This window comes from Streptomyces sp. NPDC005402 (assembly GCF_040606575.1).
GTDB lineage: Bacteria > Actinomycetota > Actinomycetes > Streptomycetales > Streptomycetaceae > Streptomyces.
Genome location: NZ_JBEXFB010000030.1, coordinates 1 through 22040, shown reverse-complemented (window position 1 = coordinate 22040; position 22040 = coordinate 1). Strand labels below are relative to the sequence as shown.

Here is a 22040-nt window from a genome sequence, read left to right as displayed (position 1 = left end):
GCCCCCGGATCGCGCGAACCGCACCACGATCCTCCGGAGCACCATGGCTCTCACCGACCACCACGACGTCTTCATCGGCTCGAGCGGCGCCGGATGGACCTTCGTCGTCCTCAACCGCCCTCTCCGCAATGCCGCCCGCATCCTGACCGCGGCGAGATTCACCGCCCGCGAACACCAGGGCCGCACTCTCTACCTCCTGCCGCCCGAGACGGCCGAGGACGCGCACGAGCGCGCCGGTGTCGCGGCCTACGGGCTCATGGCCCACGCCTTGGACCTCGTCGACCTCGCCTGGACCACGCGCCAGCATGGCGCAAACCCGTCACGCGAGTCCGACGTCACCCTCCGCTTCACCGATCACGCGGTCACCACGACCGCGGCCACGGGGCAGGCCGACGCCATCCTCGTCCAGCACGGCCTCATACCCGCGGGGGCGAAGCGGCACTACGCGCTGCCATCCGGACTCGGTGAACGCGCCGCACTCAGCGCCGTTGTCCGCGCCGAGGCCCACCTCTACGCCGACGGCATCAGCGTGCGCACCGACCTCGGCATCGCGATCACACAGGACATCCTGCCAACGCCAACCAGCCCCGGTGCCGCCCCCGCACCGCCGCCCACCACACAGGTCCAGCGGCGCAGCCGCCGAAGGCCACCGCGCGCTCGCCCGCCACAGGCCCGCCGGCGCGGACGGCGAACGGCTGCCCCCAACTGATCCCCCCTTTGGGAGTCCTACCTGTGCCCAACTCTCATTCTGCCACTGAGGTGTTGTCGGTCTCCGCCGCGGACGGCACTCGCCTGTCCGTCTACCGCGACACCCCCGTGCGCCCGCGTCCCGGCGGCGCGACGGTCGTGCTGGTGCACGGCGCGTCCGTCACCGCGGACCTGTGGCGCGTCCACGCCCGGCACCTGACCGGCCTGGGCCTGACCGTCGTGCGCTACGACCAGCGCGCGCACGGTCACACCCCTCGCGGCCAGGCACCGCTGACGATCCGGCAGCTCGCCGACGACCTGCACCACATCCTGACCCACGTCGTCCCCGCCGGGCCGCTCGTGCTCGCCGGACATTCCCTGGGCGCCCTCGTCCTGCAGGAACTCGCCGCCCTGCACCCCCAACACCAGGCCCGCATCCGGGGCATGGTGCTGCTGTCGCCCACCGCACGCGGGGCGAGCGTGCTGCCCGGACGCGACCCGCGCGCCTGGCTCCTGGCCGCCGGACGCAGCCTGTTCGCCCTGACCTGCACCCACGCGCCCCAAGCCGTAGACCTCCTACGGCACCGGCTGCCCACCACACACCCCTACAGCCTCGCGCCGCACCCCGACCGGTCGGCCGACGGGCCACCGTCATGCCGCCACGGCATCCGCCACACCCACACCCGCGACCTCGCCGACCTGTGGCAGTGCCTGCGCCGCTACCAGCCGCGCGACGCCACCGTGCTCAACCAGTTCGGCGACCGGCTGCTGCTGATGGCCGGCGCGGACGACCGGCACATCCCCGCCGCCCACACCAAGCAGCTGGCCGCCCAACTCCCTGCCGCCCGCCTGGAAATCCTCCCCCGCACCACGCACGCGCTGCCCATCCGCCACCCCGCGCTCATCAGCGACCGCATCGCCCGCCTCGCCGCCGAACCGAGCCCCCACCCTCCTCACCCCAGGACCGATCATTTCCGAACTCCCTGCCTTCCGGGCAATTTCACTAGGTGCAGGTATCCAGTCCAGCGCCATGCTCGCCCTCTCCGCACAAGGCATACTCCCGAAGGTCGACTACGCAATTTTCGCCGACACAGGCTGGGAACCGAGAGCCGTTTATTCCCATCTCGACCGGCTGGAGCGAGAAATAGCCAGACCCGCTGGCATACCCGTTCTCCGCGTATCGTCCGGAAACATACGCAAGGACGCCCTGGACCCCGAGCACAGGTTTGCTTCGATGCCGCTCTACGTCCTGAACAAGGACGGAAATCCGGGTATGACCAGGCGGCAATGTACCGGGGAATATAAAATTAAGCCGATCAAGAAAAAGGTCCGCGAACTGCTCGGCTATCCCTATCCGACACGCATCCCCAAGGGGATCTTCGTCGAGCAGTGGTTCGGTATCTCCACCGATGAATTCCACCGGGCCAAGGACGCCGACGTCAAGTACATGCGCAACCGGCACTCGCTCATCGACATGGAGTGGTCACGGTCCGATTGCGTCCGATACCTGACGTCGGTCGGCCTGGCCGACACCCCGAAATCGAGCTGTCTCGGGTGCCCTTTCCATGGAAACGCCCAGTGGCGCAACATCCGTGACAACTCCCCGGAGGAATGGGAGGACGTGGTGGAGTTCGACGCGGCCATCCGCAAGGGAAATGCCCGCGCCAACACCACCGGCAATCGTCTGCTGGGCGAGGCGTTTCTCCACCGCTCCCGCGTACCCCTCAGCGAAGCTCCCATCGATCACGTCACCGCCGCCGAATGGGCGGCGATGCAGCAAGAACTCACCGACAGCGGACCGGACCTGGAGGAGCTGGAGCAAGGAGTCGCCGACGGCTGTTCTCCGTGGGCCTGCCGCGGTGACGCCGAGCCGGCACAGGACGACTTCGGACTGGTCTCTTGACCATCCTGGACCTGTTTGCAGGACCGGGGGGATGGAGCCACTCACTTAACGTCCTCGGCGCACGGGACATTGGGCTGGAATGGGATGAGTGGGCCTGCAAGACGCGTGTGGCGGCAGGACAGTTGACCATTCGCACCGACGTGGCGCTGTATCCCGTCTGGCCGTTCCTCGGCAAGACCTCCGGGCTGATTGCGAGCCCGCCCTGCCAGGCATGGTCCATGGCCGGCAAGCGCCTCGGCCTGGTGGACCAGCCGCTCGTACACCAGGCAGTGGCGGACCTCGCCGCCGGCCGCGACACCCGCGAGAAGCTGCTGACCGCCTGCCGGGACGAACGCTCGCTGCTGGCCGCCGAGCCCATGCGCTACCTCCACGCCCTCAACACCGTCGGCGAGCCCGACTGGGTCGCCATGGAAGAAGTGCCGGACGTCCTGCCGCTGTGGAAGCAGTACGCCTCCGTGCTGCGCGGATGGGGCTTCTCGGTCTGGTACGGAATCCTCAACGCCGCCGACTTCGGCGTACCGCAAACCAGGCGGCGGGCAATCCTGCTCGCCTCCCGCGTCCGCACCGCCCAGCCCCCACCACCCACGCACGCCCGGACCGCCGAGCCGGAGAGCCTGTTCGGGCCAGGCCGTGACCGATGGGTGTCGATGGCCGAGGCCCTCGGCTGGGGCGCCACCGACCGACCCGTCCCCACCGTCTGCGCCGGCGGCGGACCCGGCGGCGGGCCTGAACCGTTCCCGTCGGGCTCCCGCAAGACGCTGTCCGACGCCCGGGATCGCGGCACCTGGATGCCGCGACCGGAGGCTGTGGTCCTGCAGTCCCGCCGCGAAGGAGCCGAATGGGCCGCCCGGCACGGCACCCGCGAGAACCGGACCGCTACCGCCCCGGCGCCGATGTTCACCGCCGAGGCGCACCGCTGGTCCTGGTCCCTGCGCAGCAACAACCAGGCCAACGCCACTATCCGTTCACTGTCCGAGCCGGCAGGCACGCTGTTCTTCGGTCACCGGGCGAACGAGTGCACCTGGGTCGCCGCACCGGCCCTCGCACCGACGGAGGACTCGGACACGCCAGCGGTGCCGGAGCCGATCCGGATCACCGCCCGCGAGGCCGGCCTCCTGCAGACCTTCCCCGCCAACTACCCCTGGGCCGGCAACAAAGGCCAGCAGTTCTCCCAGATCGGCAACGCCGTACCGCCGTTGCTCGCCGGCCACCTCCTCGCCCCGCACCTCCGCGTCACCCTCGACCCCGACGACTTCACCCTCGCCGCCTGATGCCCCGCACCCCCGAACCTGACGAGAACGACGACCTCGACCTGCCCGACACGCATCCGCCGCCGCCCGTGCACTACGTCGAGCAGGCCCTCCTCGGCGCCCTCCTCCTCGATCCGCAGCGTCTCGCCGACGTGACCGGCATCGCCGGCAACTCGTTCTCCACTGCCGCGCACTCCGCCGTGTACGCAGCGATCAGCACCCTGCCCCCGCCCGACCCGGCCGAGCACGCCAAGAACACCAAGTGGCTCGACCAGGTGCTCGCCACGGGGCGCGAGCAGGCGCGCGGACTGACCGCCTCCTACCTGCACACCCTCATCCAGGTCTGCCCCTGGCCCCGCCACGCACCGGCCTACGCACGGATGGTCGAGACCGAACACGCCCGCCGCCGCCTGCAGACGGCCGCCGAACGCCTCGTCCAGACCGTCCACGATGCCTCCCTCCCACAGCCCGTCCAGACGGTGCTCGCCGAGGCCGACGCGCTCGCCGCGGTCGTGGACGACATCGCGAGCCGCTTCCCACCGCGCGCCGGCGTCCTGCCCCGCACGCTGGCACCGCCTCCTGCCATCACGCCCGACCACATCGAGGCAGTCGAGGAGGAGCGGCTGCTGCTCGCGACCGCCACCGCCCACCCATCCGATATCGAGTCCGTCAGGTGGCTGCTCCCCGACGACCTCACCCTGCCGCTGCACGCCGGCCTGTGGCAGTGCCTGACCGCTCTTGCCCGGCGCCGCGATCCCGTCGACCCCGTCACCGTCCTGTGGGAGGCCGAACAGCGCGGCCTGCTGGACGACGGAAGTGAACCGGGCGAGGTGCTCCGTCTGCTGGCCGAACCAGCCGGGTCCGTGGAGCACTGGGGCGAGCGCGCCCTGCAGCGCTCCCTCCTGGCAACCGCCGATCACACCGGCCGACGCATTGAGGCGTACGCCGGCGACCCGGCGAACACGCCGTTCCAACTCGTCGCCGGCGCCCGCCGATCCCTCGCCGACATCGGCGCCATCCGCACCCGCTGGCAGCACGCCACCGGAACCATCCCGCCGCAGCGACCGAGGCCGGCGCCCACCACTCGCGCCGGCCCGCCGACCACCACGGCCGCCCCTACCGCCCGCGCCGCGCGAGCCACCCGATAGCACCCGCACCCGCCGGTGGCCGGACCCGAAGACCCGGCCACCGGCAGAAGAGACGACACCCCCACGTGACCACCACACTCCCCATCGACGCCCACGTCCGCCTCGACACCCACCCCACCCATCCCAGCGCCGTGACCGCCGTCCTGACCGGCACCCAGGCCCACATTGCCCACCTGGGCCTGGAGGCCGCCGACTGGACCGTCGTCGCCGACAACGTCCTGGTCCTGGTCCGCATCGACCACGAGGAGCCCTACTGGGCCCAGGACGCAGCCAAGCACCTGACCGCCGAAGGCGCTCAGGAGTTCGGCGGCGACACCACCCCGCTCGCGCCACAGGTTCATGTCCCGGACCACGATGAGGTGGCTGCGGGCGCGCGTGATGGCGACGTTCCACAGGTTGAGTTGGCGGTGGACCCAGCCGATGGCGCCTGCGTGCATGCCCTCGCCTGCGACGAGGGAAAAGACCATGACGTCGCGTTCCCCTCCCTGGAAGGTGTGTACGGTGCCGACGCGCACGCGCTGCTGGTCGTATTGCCGCAGCCGGTCCCGGAGTTCGTCGGCTTGCGGCTTGAACGGCGTGGCCACACCAATCGAGGCGTCCTCAGGAAGCTGTTCCAGCAGCGTGCGTACGAAGCTGTCCACCTGTCTGATCTCGTCATAGTTCACCCAAGAGCTGCCGGACGGGGACCGGGTGGCTGGGCCGGGAACGTGCGACCAGAAGATTGATCGCCTCGGCAGGGACGGCCGGCCTCGGGTGTCGGTGAGGACCGTCAGGCCCTGTTCGTAGATACCGTACGGCTTGAGCCGCACCTGGCCGTCTCCGGGGACGATCTCCACGCGGCGGATCAGCAGCGGGGCGAACTTCGGGTGCCGCCACGGCCGACCGCCACGCGGTCCGGTCACGAGCACGGCCGGGTAGCCGGCCCAGAGTTCGGCCTCCTGTTCGGTGGCGGACTCGATCAGAAGGCTGGCCTCTGCCGGGCCGGGGATGCAGCCGTCGTCGTCGACATCACCGGACAGAAAGCGCTCCGAGCCGGAGAGGCAGACATATAGGCGGACTCCCGATCGTCTACAGACATCAGCGGTGTATCGGTCTCGTCGGACAGCACGCACTCGCGGTAGTACTCGAGCAGACGGGGCCAACTTGGCCGAGACTGCGCGGACTTGCAAGTGCTTGCCTGCTCTGCCCGCTGGCGGGCGCTGGTGACGACATGGCCCCAGTGCCAATGGCGGCCGAGGCGGAGGATCTGACGGCAGCCGGTGGGACGAGGTGGCCGGCCGGGCTGAACAGGCCGCAGGCGGTGGGGTTCCCATGCCACCGCTTGTACGGGCCGGACCTACAGCTACGGTCCTGTGACGACGTCGAGAAGCCAGGCTTCGGTCTGCTCGGCGACTTCCTTCCAGACCGGGTCGAGCGACAGACAATGACCAGCGTCCTCGCGATAGATCTCATACGCCCCGAGGGCGCGACCGAGGGCACGAACGTGGTCGGCCGGCGCAAGAACGTCGTCGCCGGCGGCGACTACGAGTGACGGCGCCCGGACCGCAGCGACGTCGACCTCAGCAGTCCAGCGTGTAGCCTGCCAGACGGCCGTCGGCGACTCCGGTTGGAGCCGCGCGTAGTACGTCTTCGCGACCTCCTGGTTGACCCGCGGCCAGAACAGTTCGCGGGCGACTTCCAGCGGCGGCGGCCCCCATGGCTGGTCCATGTCGATCGCGAGATCCACCGGTTCTGGAGCGAAACGCCCCGGCAACACCGGTGCCATGAGCGCGATCGCAGCCAAGTCTCGACCAGTGGTCGCGGCGTAGGTCAAGGTGGCCAGTCCCCCCATGCTCTGTCCGACGACGATCGGTGCAGCGTCGGTCGTCTCAGCCAGGCGCGCGACCGCGATTTCGACGTCTTCGGCGACTGCAGTGATGGGACGCTTGAGCCACTGCTGCTGCTCCATGGGTGCAGAGGAGCCGTGTGAGCGCCAGTCCAATGCGACATTGCGCCAGCCGCGCGCGGCGAACCAACCCTGCCATTCGGCAAAGCACCACGCGCCGTGGCACCCACCGTGGACGAAGACGATCGGGTTGGCGTGGGTGGCTCCGCCATCCGGTTCGACCTGCGTCAGCGCGATTCCGTCGACAACTTCGGTTGTCGTAGAGGAAGTCTTATTTGGCATATGTTGATCGTCCCTGCGAAGCGGGCAGTTCTGTGTCACCCGCACGGGGCAATTCGGGGTCTTGCGAACCTGCGGCGCAGGATTGCGTCTCAGACCGGTGGTGACGACACGTTCGACCGCGCCGCGGTAGCGGCCCGGTGCCGGGGAAGCTCTGCGCGGGCATTCACGCACAGCGCGCCGATCTGGTGCCCGCGGCGGGCAAAGATCGCGACGAGTCTGCGATGGGTGCCGGTCTGGATGTCGATTTCGTCGGCGGCGATGGCTCGACCGACGAACCGCGTCTTCGCGTCGAACTGGTCGGAGCAGAAATAGAGGATGGGGGCGTAGGCGTCCTCTGCGCCCAGCAGTGTCCGTGCGGCGTGGCGTCCCTCCGTCACGTTGGTCCACTGTTCGACCCGCATGTCCTCCTCGAAGAACGGGTGTACCACCGGGCCACGCCGCCGGCAGCGACGACGTCGGGGACGGTAGTTCGCAGGGCGAAGTCGCAGACGATGCCGTCGGATACGGCCACTCCGCTGCCGGAGAGCCGACCAATGACCGGCACCGCATCGAGTGCACCGACCACGAGGTCGGCACGGACCGACTCGCGACCGGGCACCGAGACGACGTACTCCTCACCAACACGGTCGATGAACCGCCCCGGGTTCGATAGAGATCTCAGATTATGGTTGTGACCTGGAATTTCGTGGATTCCATGTAGTGGTTGGCTTCGTACTCGACGGGCGGAACGTGCCCTATCTCACCGTGGAGTCGGCGGTGGTTGTACCAGTCGACCCACTCTGCGGTGGCCAACTCGACCTGGGCGAGAGACTTCCAGGGCCGTCGGGGCTTTGATCAGCTCGGTCTTGAACAGACCGATCGTGCTCTCCATCAGGGCATTGTCGTAGGCGTCGCCGACCGATCCGATCGAGGCGGCGATGCCGGCGGCGTCCAGATGCTCGGCGAGCCGGAAACTCGTATATTGCGACCCGGCATCCGAGTGGTGGATCAACTCGCCTGGCTGAACTGGGTGTTGGTCGCGGTCACGTTGCCATACGGCCATCTGCAGGGCGTCAAGGACGAAGACCGTTTCCTTCACGGTGGCCGCGGACCAGCCGACGATCCGGCGGGAGAACGTGTCCAGCACGAAGGCGACGTAGACGACACCGGCCCAGGTCTTCACGTGGGTGAAGTCCGCGACCCAGCAGCGGTCCGGGGCGGCAGCGACGAAGTCGCGGTCCAGCAGGTCCGGCGCCCGTTCGGCTTGCCCGCCGGGCAGCGTGGTGATCACCTTCTTGCCGCGGACGGCGCCGGTGATGCCGAGTTCGCGCATGAGGCGCTCGACGGTGCAGCGGGCCACGGCATGTCCCTGCCGGTTCAGTTCGCGCCAGATCTTCCGGGCCCCGTAGACGCGGTAGTTGGACGTGTGGACCTCTTGGATGCGCTCTTTGAGTTCCTCGTCGCGCACGGAACGGGCGGAGGGAGCTTCGAGGCGTTTCTTGTGGGCGTAGTAGGTGGAAGGGGCGATCTTGCAGTCGTGCTCGGTGAGCGTTCTGCAGATCGGCTCGACGCCGCCGAAGCGGTCCCGGTGCTCGTCGATGAACGTTACGAGCGTGTGTGTGGCCGGTCGAGCTCGGCGATGCTTCTATGTCAAGCCACCATCGGCAGTTCCTGGATGATCTGCTGGTCATCACGGGCAGCCTCGTCTGCCAACAGAGCTCGAAAGACCCGGTCGGAGATGCGGCGCCGCAGCAGTCGCAGAGCCTCCTTCACGGTCTTTCCCGCAGCGAGCTGCTTGGCGTAGTACGCGGCGCCGGGCCCGTCTCGGCGGACTTGGGTGACCGCAGCCATGTGTAGGGCGTTGTTGATGGTGCGGTTGCCTCCCCGATTGAGGCGGACGCGAACCGTGTTGGAGGACCAGACGGGTATCGGGGCGGTGCCGTTGAACCGGGCGAAAGCGTCCTTGGACTTGAAGCGAGTGGCCCCGGCCGTCTCTCCGAGGATCATCGCCGCCGACAGGACCCCGCATCCGGGCACCGCCGGCAGATTCGGAGCCAGTTCGCGAACCAGATGCCGTAGCTGGGCCTCCATCGCGTTGATGCGCAGGGTCAGGCGCCGACAATCCTGGACCAGATCCAACGCGATCTCCGCCACGACTCCGCGTCGGGCGACGAGGCCCGCTTCCAAGCTGTCCAGGACGCACAGGCGCTTTAGACCGCGCGAGGGAACGACCAGCTCGGGGTCGATCTCGTGCAGGAACCAACGCAGCTTGTTGGCGATGGCGGTGCGCTGTCGGACCAGGGTGCGTCGGTGATCGGAGCGCAACTTGACCTCGCGCGTCGGGCCATCCAACTCGGCCTTGGGCAGATCGGGCTCTCGGAGAGCGACTCGAGCCACCGCTTCAGCATCGATCGGATCAGACTTGCCACGCTCGCGGGCCGAGCGCCGCGCGCCGGCCATCAGTCGCGTGTGCACGCGCACCACCGCGTACCCCGACACCAGTAGGTCCGCCTCGAAACGCCTGGTCAGATGCCGGCAGTCCTCGATAGCGAGTAGGACCTGCTCAAACTGTCCCAGCCAGGCGCAGACTTGCCGATGGCCCTTGGCGGTGGCGTCCACGGTCAGCTGCGTCAGACGCCTTCCGACCTGGTCCACCGCGACCAGGGTGTGAGTCTTCTTGTGGGAGTCGATGCCGACCACGATCACGCGATGCCTCCAACGGGAGTCGGACGAGGTGTCGTCGTTCTCCGCGGGGGCACGCCTCAATCGGGCGAGCAGCACGCTTCTATCAGGCCACATCGCGAAGAACGGGGACGCCGACGGGGCGGCACATCGCCGAAAAGCCCTGAACTGGCGGGGCAGCAAAGAAAAGAGCCAGCCCCATCGGCACCTGTCACTGTCGCACCGTCACCGGGTCGACGTCTCCAACGATGGCATTGACGCGAAGAAACTCGCCGCGGCCTTCAGGATCTCGTTGGCCCGCTTCAGTTCGGCGTTCTCCTTTTTCAACGCTTTGAGCTGGGCGGACTCCTCCGTCGTCGCCCCCGGACGTGTCCCCGCATCGATCTCGTGCTGCTTCACCCAGTTCCGCAGCGTCTCGCGGGAGCCGATGCCGAGCTTCTCGGCCACCGCCTGCAGGGCGGCCGTCTCGTTCGGGTAGTCGTCGCCTACCTCGGCGACCATGCGCACCGCGCGACGGCGGAGCTCAAGCGGGTAACGGGAAGGTCGTGCCATGACTCGATCCTTTCATGAAATCGAGTCTCCATTCGAACCGGGGCGGTTCAGATAGAGGCACCCCCAGACCATCACCACACCATGATGCTCGTGCAGACGCCGGAACCACCTGCCCAGCTCGTCGCCGAGGGCGCGCGCCATCGGCACCGGCGCCACCTCGATGACCGTCGTGAGCACTCCGATCCCGGTCGCCGTGGCAGTCACCTCGAGCGCGGCGAAGTCGCCGCCGATCACCGCGACACGAGACGCGGCTCGTAGGCGTTCCCGTAGCGGCGCCGCGCCATCGGCCGTCCGCAGGTAGCAGATGTGCTACCGCAGTCGTCCACGCGCACGACCAACGAATTTCGATGTCCAGCAGTTTCCCTTTCACCCTGGGTGGCCGTCGCGGCGACGGGAAGTCCCGCCTTCAGGGCGACCACGGAGTACTCCTGAATCTCGGCCGTACTCGGTCCCGGCCCCGGGCAGGCCCAATACACCCGAACGGGGACTGTGTGGCGGCAGCAGCTTTCCTAGTGTCTTTCCCATCGCCGCAGCGTCTGCAGGCAGAGCCGCAATGGAGGAAAGTGCCGTGAGTGGTCTGGTCGTCCGTAGGACCTTCGCCCAAATAGAGGAAACCCATCTCGCCGCCGGACGGACGGACGGCCAGGGGCCGTTGAAGAAGATCGCGGTCTGCGCCGTGGTCACCAACCCGTTCGCCGGCCGCGGTTACGTCGCCGATCTCTCCGAGCTCGTAGAAGCGTCCCAGGAGATCGGCACCCGACTCGGTGAAGAGGCCGTGCGTCTGCTCGGCCAGGCACCACAGAGCTACGGCAAGGCAGGCATCGTCGGCACCGACGGCGAGCAGGAGCACATCAACGCCGCGCTCACCTCCACCTTCGGCAACGCCCTGCGCGACGCGATCGGCGGCGGCAAGGCGTGGATCACGTCCGTCACCAAGGCGGGGGCCGCCGGTACGACCATCGACGTACCCCTCGCCTTCAAGGACGAGATCTGGGTCCGCAGCCACTACGACGCGATCACCGTGCACCTCCCTGACGCCCCCCACCCCGATGAGCTGGTCATCATCGCGGCGGTCGCCAACCGGGGCCGAATCAATGCCCGGGTGGGTGGAATGACCGCCGCCGAGGCGAAAGCCACGGCCACGTCCAAGGCGACGTCGTGAGCAGCATCGCCGTCACCGGCGCGGGCACGATCCTGTCCGGCGACCACCGGCAACCCGTCATCGCGGACGCCGATACCGTGATCGCCGTCGACGGCACGATCACAGCGGTCGGCCGGAGGGCGGACCTGGCCGCACAGGTGAAGGCAAGCGAGGTCGTCGTCGACGCCCAGGGCGCGACGATCGCCCCAGGGCTGATCGACTCGCACTGTCACGTCGTACTCGGGGACTACACACCTCGTCAGAAGACCGTCGACTTCCTGGCCAGTTATGTGCACGGCGGCATCACCAGCGTGGTTTCGCCCGGCGAGATCCACGCTCCCGGACGACCGCACGACGCCACGGGCGTCAAGGCGCTGGCCATCGCCGCCAGGTCCTGCTTCGCGGGCTTCAACCCAGGAGGCATGACCGTGCACGCGGGGTCCGTCGTCCTCGAACCGTGCTTGACCGACCAGGACTTCGCGGACCTCCAGGCCGCCGGTGTCCACCTCGCCAAGTTCGGGTTCGGGCTCTACGAGGACCCGGCCGACGGATACGACCAGGTCCGCGCCGCGCAGCAGCACGGCATCACGGTCATGTGCCACTCTGGCGGTGCCAGTATTCCCGGCAGCAAGCCGATCACACCGGAACACCTGCTCCACCTCGCGCCCGACGTGTGCGGACACATCAACGGCGGCCCCACGTCGCTGCCGGCTGCGGGCGTGGACACGATCATCGAGCAGACCGGGATGGCCCTGCAGCTGGTACAGGCCGGAAATCTCCGGTCCGCGGTCCGGATCATCGAGAAATGCCACGCGGAGGACCGCTTCGACCGTGTGGTCATCGGCTCGGACACGCCGACCGGCACCGGTGTGATGCCGCTGGGCGTCATCAAGACGGTGGCGGAGCTCTCCTCCCTGTCCGGTATCGACCCGGCCCAGGTGTGGGCTGCCGCCACCGGGAACAACGCCCGGACCTGGAGCCTGCCCGCCGGTTTCATCGCCGCCGGGGCAGCCGCTGACATCGTCGTGATGGACGCGCCCTGGGGATCGACCGCCGACGACGCGATCGCAGCCCTGGCCATCGGGGACATCCCCGGCATCACCGCCGTGATCACCACCGGTGTCCTGCGAAACCTGACCAGCCGCAACACACCCAGGGCGGCGCGCCTGGTGCAGGTCGAGCCGGCCATGCCACACCTCGCCGCCGCCGGTCACTAGAGCAATCCCCGACTGGGGCCATCAGCGGAACGTGCCCCGCGTGAACAGGAAGAGTGTCATGTCCGTCCAGGTGATCTTCGAACCGGCCAAGTGCCAGGGGTACGCCAACTGCCTCATCGAAGCCCCCGAGATATGGGACTTCGACGAAGACGGCAACAGAGCGGTCCTTCGCCTGAGCGACCCCGGCGACGCACTGCGAGCCAAGGCCGAGGCGTCCGCCCGCTGCTGCCCGGCCCAGGCCATACGCGTCGAGGGGCCGAAACCGTGAAGCGCATCGTGGTGGTTGGCGGTTCTCTGGCAGGCGTCAACGCGCTGGAGGAGATACGGGAACGCGGCTTCTCAGGCGAACTCGTCCTCGTGGGCGCGGAGTTGTACCTTCCGTACACCAGACCGCCGCTGTCCAAGGAGGCGCTGGCCGGCGGAGTCGACCACGGAGAACTGGCGTTGCGGCCCTCCGGCTGGTACGCGGAGAACGGCGTCACCCTTCGCCTCGGACACGCCGCCTCGGGCCTGGACACCCACCGTCGAGTCGTCCTGCTGGACGACGGGAGGACGATCGCGTACGACGGCCTGGTCATCGCGACCGGCTCGTCCTCGCGCAGACCCGCCCAAACAGCCGGGATCACCCGTGCCCACGAGCTCCGCGGCATCGACGACGCCGAACGGCTGCTCCGGATCCTCCGGCGCTCCGGTCATCTCGTCGTGATCGGCGCGGGCTTCATCGGAATGGAGGCAGCCGCCACCGCGCGAGGGCTGGGGCTCGACGTGACGGTCGTCGACATCGCCGCGTCGCCGATGAACCGGGCCTTCGGCCCCGGGGTGGGCGACTGGTTCCGACGTCGGCACGAGGCACACGGCGTCCGGGTCCTCTGTGCCACGGGTGTCGCAGGGATCGAGGAGAAGGGCCCTCGAACTCTGGTCCGGCTGGCCGACGGGGAGACCCTCACGGCCGATGCCCTGCTCGTCGCCGTCGGCGCGACACCCGCCACATCCTGGCTGGCCGGGTCCGAGGTGTCGCTCGGGGACGGAATCCTCTGCGAACCGGACCTCGCGACCAATGTCCCCGACGTCGTGGCCGCCGGGGATGTGGCCCGATGGCACAACCGGACATTCGACGAGTCGATGCGCGTCGAGCACTGGACCAACGCCGTGGAGCAGGGCCGTCACGCCGCCGCGACCCTGCTCGGCGAGCAGCGCCCCTTCGAGTCCGTCCCCTTCTTCTGGACCGACCAGTTCGACGCGAAACTGCGCTGCGTCGGCCGGCCGGGGGCAGCGGACGACGTCGCGATCCTCGCCGAGAACGACACCACCCTCGTCGCGGTCTACGGCCGCGGAGGACTCCTGAGCGGCGCCGTGTGCGTCAACGCTCCACGCCAACTCGCCACGCTGCGCCAGGCGGTCGCTGCCCGCACACCCTTCCCCGAAGTGGTCGGGTCCGGCCTGGTCGCCTCCTGACCCGCCCCAGCACAACGCCTCCCTACCCAAGGACACAGATGACCAGCACAGCCATAACCGAGAACCGTGACGCCCTGTCGATCATCGAACTGTTCCCGCAGGACGAGGACTGGTCGCTGCAGACGATGCGTCTGCTCGCGCAGGTCGCCGTTGGCGGCGCCGACCTCTTCGAGTGTGCGCGCACCGCCGCCCGCATCGGTCGTACGACGACCGACGGTGAGGTCTGGCAGCGAGAATGGAGCCGTACTGCCGAAGAGGTCGCGGCTGCCGGCGAGGCGGCTCTGGAACGCGGTGACATCACCACCGCGCAACGGTCCCTGCAGCGGTCGTGCAGTTACTACCGGCACTCGGAGTTCTTCCTCGCGTCCTCCGACCCGCGCCGAGAGCAGGCGTACAGGAAGGGGACGGCGAACTTCCAGAAGGCCGCCGAGCTCACCGACGGACTGATCGAGCGCATCCAGGTCCCCTTCGAGGGAACGACGATGGACGGCTACTTCGTCCGGCCCGACACCTCGGACACGCCCCGGCCCACGGTCCTCTTCCTCGGTGGCGCGGACTCCTGGGCCGAGGAACTCTACTTCCTGGGCGGCTCCGAGTTCCCGGACCGCGGCATCAACGTCGTCTTGGTGGACACTCCCGGCCGCGGCAGCTCCCTGCGCTTCAAGCAGCTCTACAGCCGTCCCGACTACGAAGTCCCCGTCGCGGCCATCCTGGACTTCCTGGAGCAGCGCCCCGACGTCGACGCCGACCGCATCGGACTCGCCGGCGTGAGCTTCGGCGGCTACTACGCTCCCCGGGCGGCGGCCTTCGAGCCGCGGGTGAAGGCGGTCGCGGCCTGGTGCGGCACGTGGAGCATCCTCACCGACTTCTACGAGTTCTACCCGCCCCTGCAGCAGCAGCTGCAGTGGCTGACGGGGTCCAAGGACGACGCCGAGGCGCGCCGCAAGCTGGCCGATTTCACGCTGGACGGCGTGGCCGAGAAGCTCAGCATCCCGGTCTACGTGATGCACGGCACCGACGACATCATCATGGACATCGCGGGTGCCCAGCGCTTCATCGACGCCCTCACCACGGACGACGTGACCGCCGACATCTACGACGGCGCCGGCTCGCTGCACTGCAGCTACGACTACTTCTCCGTCGCGACCGCGCGCCTTGCCGACTGGTTCGTCCAGCGGCTCGGCTGAGGCACGGAGACCGCCATGTACTCAATCCACCGGCTCCTGTGGGACATCCGCCGGCATCCCGATGTGGCGGCCCGTTATCGGTCGAGCCCCGACGAGGTTCTCGACGCCTACGGCATCACCGGGGAGTTCCGCACCTGGATGAAGGACCTCGACTTCAAGTCGATGTACGAGCACAGGGTCAACCCGTACCTGCTGTATTTCTGCGCGATCCAGCTGGAGGTCGACCGAGCCGCGTACTACGCGCAGATCCGAGGAGAGAAGTCCTGATGAGAACGCACGGCCGCATCGTCGGCGCCTTCGCGGCATCCCACTCGCCCGGCATCACCGGGTGGCCAGAGCGCGCCGCGTCCGACGCTCGGGCCACGGTGGAGCAGGCGTATGCCGACGTACGTCGTCGCATCGAGGACCTCGAACCGGACGCCGTGATCGCGGTGTCGGTCGAGCACTTCACCAACTTCCACCTCGGCAACCTGCCCGCCTTCGCGATCGCCACCGGAGATTCCTATCTCGGGCCTGCGACCGCGGAGATGGCCGGCTTTCTACAGGTCGAGCAGCACCAGTACCCGGGCGCGGCCGCCCTGGGCAGCCACCTGTACGCCTTCGCGCTCGGGGCGGAGTTCGATCCCGCCCTGGTCGAAGGGGGACTGGAGTTCGACGAGAACTTCTGCGTCCCGCTGAAGCACCTCGACCCCGGCTCCAGGTACCCCCTGGTCCCCGTGATCGTCAACGGAGTGAACCCTCCGTGGCCCACGCCCAAGCGCTGCTACGCCTTCGGGCGCATGATCCGCGAGGCCGTGGAGAGCCAGTCCGGAGCCGAGAGAGTGGTGGTCCTCGCCACCGGCGGTCTGTCGCACTGGGTCGGACTCCCGGAATCCGGCGACATCAACGAGGAGTTCGACCGCGACTTCATCGCGCGGCTGGAGTCGGGCGATCCGGAGCGCCTGACGGAGTACACCGGCGAGGAGATCGACCGGGCCGGCAACGGCGCCCACGAGATCCGTACCTGGCTTGTCGCCGCGGGTGCGGCCGGGGTCGGCTTCGACGTCCTCGCCTACGTGCCGGTACCCGCCTGGCTCACCGGCACCGCGGTCGCCGCAGCCCGGCTGTGACCACCACATAGGCCCCACAAGAAAACGCACTGCCGCCAGAAATTCAGGAATTACAGAAGGAGTTACCGTGAGCAAGCTTCCCAAGATCACCGGACGCGACATGCGCGGTGTGATGGCCTACCCCCCGACCCCGGCCCTGCCCGGCGCCGAGCGCGTCGACGCGGTCGACACGGTCGACCTGGACGAGACCGAGCGCATGATCCGCAACCTGATCAACGACGGCGTCGATGCGATCGCGCTCAACGGCACCCTCGGCGAGATGGCCACCCTCACCCTGGAGGAGTGGAAGGCGTACGCGGCCTGTGTCGCGGAGACCGTCCGGAGCGTCGACGAGGACTTCCCGGTCTTCATCGGCGCTACCACGCTCAACACCCGTGACACGGTCTCCCGGATGAAGTACCTGGCCGATCTGGGGATCACCGGCACGCTGCTCGGCCGGCCGATGTGGGGGGAGATGGTCGCCCCGGTGATGGAGCGCTTCTACCGCGACGTCGCCACCGCCGTACCCGAGCTGGCGATCGTCGTCTACGACAACACCGCGGCCTTCCGCGGCATCATCCCCCGGCGGGTGTACACGACCCTGGTGGAGCTGCCGCAGGTGGTGGCGGTCAAGTACGCCGGCGGTGCCTCGGTCGGCTTCCGCTACCACAACGACATGGCGCACACCGGGACGAGCTTCCCTCTGATGTCCATCGAGACGGACTGGTACCCGGCCTGGGAGATGTACGGCGAGGAGCTCGTCGGCATGGCCTGGTCGTCCACGACCGCGATGGGTCCCGGCCCGGTCCTGGAACTGCGTGACGCGCTCCAGCAGGGACGGATGGACGACGCCCGCTGGCTCACCGAACGGCTGCGCTGGGCCCACGAACCGTTCCTGGTGGGCCAGGACTTCATGGAGTTCGCCAAGTACAACATCCCGCTGGAGAAGATCCGGGTGAACGGCGCCGGTTACCTCAACGTCGGCAAGTGCCGCCCGCCGTACACCGAGGACCTCGTCCCGCAGGAACATGTGACCACGACCGACGAGCACGTGAAGCGCTACCTGCAGATCCGGGCCGAGATCGAGCAGCGCTTCGGCAAGCGCACCCCGAAGCAGGCTCTGAGCCAGGTGTGACGGGATGAACACGAAACCGGAATCCCAGTCCCTCGCCGCATGGGTCGAGGAGACCCGCGAGGGTATCGACAGCGGCCGGTTCCCGGTCCGCGCCTTCAACGACCAGGCCGTTTACGACCTGGAGCAGGAACGGCTGTTCTCGAAGACGTGGTGCTTCCTCGCCCACGAGAGCGAGATCCCCCATCCCGGCGACTATGTGACCCGGTACATCGGGAACAACAACCTCATCGTCGCCAGGGACGAGCACGGCGAGATCCACGCCAACCTGAACATGTGCCGGCATCGCGGCAACGTGATGTGCAAGGCGGAGATGGGCAACGCCTCCCACTTCCGCTGCTCGTACCACGGCTGGACCTACAAGAACTCCGGCGAACTGGTGGGCGTGCCCTACATGAAGGAGGGCTACGAAGGCAGGCTCAAGCGCAAGGACTGGGGTCTGGTCCGGGTCAGGGTGGACTCCTACGAGGGGCTTGTCTTCGGCTGCCTGGACCCGGAGGCGCCGCCCCTGGACGAATACCTGGGAGGCTTCCAGTTCTACCTGGACCTCTACCTCAAGCACGGGCTCGGCGGGGTCGAGGTCCACGGGCCGCCGGACCACTGGATAGCCGACACCGACTGGAAGATCTGTACCGAGAACTTCGCCGGCGACGGCTACCACACCCCGGTGGCCCACCAATGGGGATTCCACCTCGGCTACTTCCCCTCCTCGGGCTCGACGCACAGCCAGGGCTGGGCCGTCAGCATTCCCGGAAAGGGCCACGGCATCGGTCTGGGACACGGTCCGAACTTCCCGCCTTTCGGGGGTTTCCCCGACGATCTGGTGGCGGAGATGAAGCAGTCGCTCAGCCCGGAGCAGGTGGAGGTGTTCTCCCGCACCCGGACGGCGGTCGGGTCGGTCTTTCCCAACCTATCCTTCCTGATGCAGCCGTTCAGCCTGGAACCCGGCGAGATCGGGGTCCGATTCGTCACCATGAGGCTCTACCACCCCGTCGGCCCGGGCCGGATGGAGATGTACTCCTGGTGCCTGGTGCCCAAGAACGCCTCTCAGGAGTACAAGAAGGAGGCCTACCGCGCCTACACCTTGGCGTTCGGCCAGGCGGGCACCTTCGAACAGGACGACTTCGAGAACTGGACGAAGGTCACCCAGGCAGCAGGGATGACGATGGTCCGCGATGTCGACTTCCCCTACATCATGGGCATGGACAGCGCGCCGGACCCGGAGTTCCCGGGCCCGGGCCACGCGGTCGTCCCCTACGTCAACGACACCAACTTCCGGAACCTGTGGAGCCGGTGGGCGGACTACCTGGCAGGGGAGGCGTGATGGGCGAGCAACCCGTCGACCGCGACACCGCCTCCGAGATCCAGGAGTTCATGTTCCGTGAGGCGCTGGCGCTCGACGAACGCCGCTTCCGGGACTGGCTGGCGATGCTGACCGACGACATCCGCTACGAAGCGCCACTGCGAGTGATCCGGGAAGGCCTCGCAGTCTGGGATCTCTCGCCGACGTCGCGGATCTTCGACGACGACCGGCAGACCCTCGAGGTGCGGATCCAGCGGTTGGAGACCGACTTCGCCTGGGCGGAGCAACCGCCCTCCCAGACGCGGCACTTCGTCACCAACGTCCTCGCCGACCCGGGCGACAACCCCGACGAGTACAAGGTTCACTCCAACTGCTTCATCTACCGCAGCCGCGGCACCAGTCCGACACCGAGTCTCTACTCGCTGTCCCGCAAGGACGTCGTCCGTCGCACGGAGGACGGATGGCGCCTGGCCCGCAGATGGGCGGCCTTCGACCAGGCGCTGATCAACGCGCACAACCTGTCCATCCTGATCTAGCGAGGCACGACGTGGACGAGATCAGCAAGCAACCCACCATCGAGCGTCCGCCGGTCGGTGACGTCTCGCAGTACCCGGAGCAGTCGGCCGAGGGGCCGATCGTCATCGCGAACGAGTTCGCCGACGTCGTGATCCGCAAGGTCGAGACGCGCAACGGTATGCGGCTGGACATCTGGTCGCCTCGCCGGGGCAGCAGGATCCTTCTGGACGCGGTCGCCCTCGACTGCCTCACCTTCCAAGAGCCGGAGCTGATCTCGGAGCTGCTGGAGAGGAGGCCGGCACCGTGAGCGGGCGCCTCGGTGGTCTGAGCATGCTCGTCGCCGGTGCCGGTTCCGGCATCGGCAGGGCTGCCACCCTGGCCTACCTGCAAGAGGGCGCGACGGTCACAGCGATCGAGCGGTCCGCCGAGCACGCTGCCGCACTGCGCCGCGAGGGCGAGGGCTCGCCCCTGCACGTGGTCGAAGGAGACGCGACCCGTGCCGACACCCTTGCGAAAGCAGTGGAAGAGGCAGTCCTGGCCGGCGGAGGCCTCCATCAACTCACCTGCTGCGTCGGCGTGTTCGATCATTACGCCTCGCTCCGCGAGCTGCCCGTGGACAAGCTCGTCGGTGCCGCCGAGGAGACGTGGCGGCTCAATGTCCTCAGCACTCTGGTCGCGGTCGCCACAGCGTGGCCGGCGTTGCGCGACACCCGTGGTTCCGTGACCCTCACTCTCTCGGAATCGGCCTTCCGCCCTGCCGGTGGAGGTGTTCTCTACGGGAGCTCCAAGTGGGCTCTGCGGGGCGTGGTACAGCACCTCTCAGTGGATCTCGCCCCCTATGTGCGGGTGAACGGGGTCGCACCGGGAGGTACCACGGGCACCAGGTTCTCCGGCCTGGACGCTCTCGGGCAGGCCGGGTCCACCGTCGAGGCCAGGAGCGGCCGCGACGAACGCATCAGAGCCGGCACCGCTCTCCAGGTGAAGCCGACTCCCGAGGACCACACCGGTGCCTTTGTCTACCTGGCCGACCCGGTTGCCGCACGGATCGTCACGGGAGTCGTCATCAACAGCGACGGCGGGCACATCGAGGGCTGACGAGGCACGTGTGGCTTGCGGCCGCGCCTCGTGCGCGGCGTACGGCGAGGGTACGGCCGCGAGCCACAGGCACAGGGGTCATTCCTGCGTGCTTGCGGCACCGCCATGAGCCCAGCAGGGCGATTGCCAAGTTGCTGTGACCTCGTGAGTGTGCAGGTCACAGCGGGGGACGATGCAGGGAGGGCGCACGACCGGACGCAACGAAGCTCCGTTGTGGAGGTGACCTTGCCAAGTCGCCTGCGCGCAACGGAGCTTCGATGTGCCGTCAGCCTGCCACCGTCTGTCTGGTCAAGTCGCCCACTCGTCAGCACCGTGCCACGCGTCCGCCGGCCGAGCGGCTGGCCACGCTGGCCGATCCGCGGTGTCGGCGCGGGAAGCGTCACCCCTTCGTGGCAGTGCTGCTGAGCCTCGCAGGACGCTCCGGGTACCGCCCAGCGGCGCGACGATCCGCAGAGTCATCAAAGACACCTGCCCCGGCGGCCTGGCCGACCTCCTCGGCCACGACCTGGCCGGCACCGGCACACTCGCGATCGACGGCAAGAGCGCCCGCGGCTCGCGCCTCGGTGCCATCCCGGCCGCGCACCTGCCGGCCGCGATGACCGGCACCGGCATGACCGGTCACCCAGCTCAGGGTCCCTGAGAAAACGAACGAGATCACCTGTTTCGCCGCCTTCCTGGACCCCTATGACCTGCAAGGAGTCCCCGTGACCGGCGACGCGCTACACACCCGGCGCGACCACGCCCGCTTCCTTGTCGAGGAGAAGAAAACTTACTGCGCCTTCACCGTGAAGCGGAACCAGAAGAACCTCTACGAGCAGCTGCGTACCCTGCCCTGGCAGAAGGCGACGGCAAAGTACTACGACCGCACCGAGGGGCACGGCTGTAAGGAGACCCGGGTCGTGCAGGTGCTGACCGTCACCGACCTAGGAGTCGGCTTCCCACACGCCGCCCAGGTCATGCGCCACCGCAAAGCAGAGCCGCGAGACCGTCTAGGTCATCACCGACTTGACCAGCCGCCAGGCATCCCCGGAACGCGTCGCGAAGATCTTGAGGGTGCACTGGGGTGCTCGAAAACAGGCTCCACTTCGTGAGGGACACCGCCTTCCGTAAGGACGCCTCCAGAAACCGCAGCGACCCTGACGTGAATCGAGGCGCATCGGTAGGACCGCGGAGCTTGTCTTCACCGCGCGCTGACGTCGCGGAGCCCGGGCACTCGTGTACGACTGCCCGGTCTCGCGCCGGCGGCTGTGGGCCTGACACCGCGCCGGGTCCAGGCCCCGCGGGTGGGGTGGGGCAGCTCAGTTGGCATCGTGGAAGCGGCCGTCCTGATCGTCCCCGAGTTGGTCACCAATGGTCGGGCTTCCGCCATCGTGTGCTCTCTGGCTCGTGATCACGGCGGGTACGACGACGCCGGCGGCGTGGTCCGATGGGCAGAGCCGGCCTGTCTCGGCGACGCCTGAATTCTGACCCTCTGACGGCGGATCAAAAGTGACCCTCTGGGTGGTCTTCGCCTGAACCTGATCTTGATCGGAAGGTCA

At 68.2% G+C, this 22040-nt stretch carries 23 protein-coding genes and 5 pseudogenes; 20 read left to right on the top strand and 8 right to left on the bottom strand.

Annotated features, from left to right (window positions below):
- Nucleotides 1–43: 43 nt before the first annotated feature.
- The 6 genes and pseudogenes from ABZT02_RS39115 to ABZT02_RS39090 all read left to right on the top strand — a co-directional run.
- Nucleotides 44–709, top strand: coding sequence for a hypothetical protein (locus ABZT02_RS39115; RefSeq protein ID WP_356026595.1), 666 nt, complete (start codon nucleotides 44–46; stop codon nucleotides 707–709).
- 23 nt (nucleotides 710–732) lie between these two features.
- Nucleotides 733–1536: pseudogene (locus tag ABZT02_RS39110) on the top strand (alpha/beta fold hydrolase); the annotation flags it as partial.
- Nucleotides 1537–1717: 181 nt separating this feature from the next.
- The gene (locus ABZT02_RS39105; RefSeq protein ID WP_356026593.1) at nucleotides 1718–2590 is read left to right on the top strand and encodes a hypothetical protein; all 873 of its coding nucleotides are present in this window, start codon (nucleotides 1718–1720) and stop codon (nucleotides 2588–2590) included.
- Nucleotides 2587–3861, top strand: coding sequence for a DNA cytosine methyltransferase (locus tag ABZT02_RS39100; protein WP_356026591.1), 1275 nt, complete (start codon nucleotides 2587–2589; stop codon nucleotides 3859–3861). Before ABZT02_RS39105 ends, ABZT02_RS39100 begins: the two co-directional genes overlap by 4 nt.
- The gene (locus ABZT02_RS39095; protein WP_356026590.1) at nucleotides 3861–4988 is read left to right on the top strand and encodes a DnaB-like helicase N-terminal domain-containing protein; all 1128 of its coding nucleotides are present in this window, start codon (nucleotides 3861–3863) and stop codon (nucleotides 4986–4988) included. Before ABZT02_RS39100 ends, ABZT02_RS39095 begins: the two co-directional genes overlap by 1 nt.
- 65 nt (nucleotides 4989–5053) lie before the next feature.
- Nucleotides 5054–5281 (top strand): annotated as a pseudogene (locus tag ABZT02_RS39090) (hypothetical protein); the annotation flags it as partial.
- Between the two features lie 108 nt (nucleotides 5282–5389).
- Here the strand turns inward: ABZT02_RS39090 and ABZT02_RS39085 are convergent.
- The 8 genes and pseudogenes from ABZT02_RS39085 to ABZT02_RS39050 form a co-directional block, all read right to left on the bottom strand.
- A pseudogene (locus ABZT02_RS39085) lies at nucleotides 5390–6301 on the bottom strand (C-terminal helicase domain-containing protein); the annotation flags it as partial.
- Between the two features lie 29 nt (nucleotides 6302–6330).
- A complete protein-coding gene (locus ABZT02_RS39080; protein WP_107447373.1) occupies nucleotides 6331–7155 on the bottom strand; it encodes an alpha/beta fold hydrolase in 825 nt (274 codons plus the stop codon).
- An 89-nt stretch (nucleotides 7156–7244) separates the two neighbouring features.
- Nucleotides 7245–7556, bottom strand: a complete 312-nt coding sequence (locus ABZT02_RS39075; protein ID WP_356026588.1) for an oxidoreductase C-terminal domain-containing protein — start codon at nucleotides 7554–7556, stop codon at nucleotides 7245–7247.
- 256 nt (nucleotides 7557–7812) lie between these two features.
- Nucleotides 7813–7947 carry an IS3 family transposase gene (locus ABZT02_RS39070; protein ID WP_356026586.1) on the bottom strand — a complete coding sequence of 45 codons (135 nt, stop codon included), beginning with the start codon at nucleotides 7945–7947 and terminating at the stop codon, nucleotides 7813–7815.
- Nucleotides 7895–8740, bottom strand: a pseudogene (locus tag ABZT02_RS39065) (IS3 family transposase); the annotation flags it as partial. The gene ABZT02_RS39070 and the pseudogene ABZT02_RS39065, both read right to left, overlap by 53 nt.
- 44 nt (nucleotides 8741–8784) lie before the next feature.
- The gene (locus tag ABZT02_RS39060) at nucleotides 8785–9840 is read right to left on the bottom strand and encodes an IS110 family transposase (protein WP_356026584.1); all 1056 of its coding nucleotides are present in this window, start codon (nucleotides 9838–9840) and stop codon (nucleotides 8785–8787) included.
- Between the two features lie 240 nt (nucleotides 9841–10080).
- Nucleotides 10081–10368, bottom strand: a pseudogene (locus tag ABZT02_RS39055) (transposase); the annotation flags it as partial.
- 12 nt (nucleotides 10369–10380) lie between these two features.
- Nucleotides 10381–10665 (bottom strand): FAD-dependent oxidoreductase, encoded by a 285-nt coding sequence (locus tag ABZT02_RS39050; protein WP_356026771.1) that lies wholly within the window; start codon nucleotides 10663–10665, stop codon nucleotides 10381–10383.
- 271 nt (nucleotides 10666–10936) lie between these two features.
- Here ABZT02_RS39050 and ABZT02_RS39045 point away from each other — a divergent pair, with 271 nt between their 5' ends.
- The 14 genes from ABZT02_RS39045 to ABZT02_RS38980 all read left to right on the top strand — a co-directional run bounded on the left by ABZT02_RS39045 (nucleotide 10937) and on the right by ABZT02_RS38980 (nucleotide 21593).
- Entirely contained in the window at nucleotides 10937–11530 is a 594-nt protein-coding gene (locus tag ABZT02_RS39045) for an amino acid synthesis family protein (RefSeq protein ID WP_356026582.1), read from the top strand.
- A complete protein-coding gene (locus ABZT02_RS39040) occupies nucleotides 11527–12726 on the top strand; it encodes an amidohydrolase family protein (RefSeq protein WP_356026580.1) in 1200 nt (399 codons plus the stop codon). Before ABZT02_RS39045 ends, ABZT02_RS39040 begins: the two co-directional genes overlap by 4 nt.
- Nucleotides 12727–12766: 40 nt before the next feature.
- The gene (locus tag ABZT02_RS39035; protein ID WP_159083370.1) at nucleotides 12767–12994 is read left to right on the top strand and encodes a ferredoxin; all 228 of its coding nucleotides are present in this window, start codon (nucleotides 12767–12769) and stop codon (nucleotides 12992–12994) included.
- A complete protein-coding gene (locus ABZT02_RS39030) occupies nucleotides 12991–14181 on the top strand; it encodes an FAD-dependent oxidoreductase (RefSeq protein WP_356026577.1) in 1191 nt (396 codons plus the stop codon). Before ABZT02_RS39035 ends, ABZT02_RS39030 begins: the two co-directional genes overlap by 4 nt.
- 38 nt (nucleotides 14182–14219) lie before the next feature.
- Nucleotides 14220–15368 (top strand): alpha/beta fold hydrolase, encoded by a 1149-nt coding sequence (locus ABZT02_RS39025; protein ID WP_356026575.1) that lies wholly within the window; start codon nucleotides 14220–14222, stop codon nucleotides 15366–15368.
- A 15-nt stretch (nucleotides 15369–15383) separates the two neighbouring features.
- Entirely contained in the window at nucleotides 15384–15635 is a 252-nt protein-coding gene (locus ABZT02_RS39020; protein WP_107447364.1) for a hypothetical protein, read from the top strand.
- Nucleotides 15635–16477 (top strand): 2,3-dihydroxyphenylpropionate 1,2-dioxygenase, encoded by an 843-nt coding sequence (locus tag ABZT02_RS39015; RefSeq protein ID WP_107447363.1) that lies wholly within the window; start codon nucleotides 15635–15637, stop codon nucleotides 16475–16477. Before ABZT02_RS39020 ends, ABZT02_RS39015 begins: the two co-directional genes overlap by 1 nt.
- 67 nt (nucleotides 16478–16544) lie before the next feature.
- Nucleotides 16545–17591, top strand: a complete 1047-nt coding sequence (locus ABZT02_RS39010; protein ID WP_356026572.1) for a dihydrodipicolinate synthase family protein — start codon at nucleotides 16545–16547, stop codon at nucleotides 17589–17591.
- Nucleotides 17592–17595: 4 nt separating this feature from the next.
- Nucleotides 17596–18912: an aromatic ring-hydroxylating dioxygenase subunit alpha gene (locus tag ABZT02_RS39005; RefSeq protein WP_356026570.1), complete on the top strand. Its 1317-nt coding sequence runs from the start codon at nucleotides 17596–17598 to the stop codon at nucleotides 18910–18912.
- On the top strand, nucleotides 18912–19427 hold the full coding sequence (locus ABZT02_RS39000) for a 3-phenylpropionate/cinnamic acid dioxygenase subunit beta (protein ID WP_142165690.1): 516 nt from the start codon (nucleotides 18912–18914) through the stop codon (nucleotides 19425–19427). The genes ABZT02_RS39005 and ABZT02_RS39000 overlap by 1 nt, the downstream gene beginning before the upstream one ends.
- An 11-nt stretch (nucleotides 19428–19438) precedes the next feature.
- Nucleotides 19439–19714 carry a dihydrodiol dehydrogenase gene (locus ABZT02_RS38995; RefSeq protein WP_234311807.1) on the top strand — a complete coding sequence of 92 codons (276 nt, stop codon included), beginning with the start codon at nucleotides 19439–19441 and terminating at the stop codon, nucleotides 19712–19714.
- A complete protein-coding gene (locus ABZT02_RS38990) occupies nucleotides 19711–20502 on the top strand; it encodes an SDR family NAD(P)-dependent oxidoreductase (protein ID WP_356026567.1) in 792 nt (263 codons plus the stop codon). Before ABZT02_RS38995 ends, ABZT02_RS38990 begins: the two co-directional genes overlap by 4 nt.
- A 361-nt stretch (nucleotides 20503–20863) precedes the next feature.
- Nucleotides 20864–21142, top strand: a complete 279-nt coding sequence (locus ABZT02_RS38985; protein WP_356026565.1) for a hypothetical protein — start codon at nucleotides 20864–20866, stop codon at nucleotides 21140–21142.
- Between the two features lie 64 nt (nucleotides 21143–21206).
- The gene (locus ABZT02_RS38980; RefSeq protein WP_356026563.1) at nucleotides 21207–21593 is read left to right on the top strand and encodes a hypothetical protein; all 387 of its coding nucleotides are present in this window, start codon (nucleotides 21207–21209) and stop codon (nucleotides 21591–21593) included.
- Nucleotides 21594–22040 lie beyond the last annotated feature (447 nt).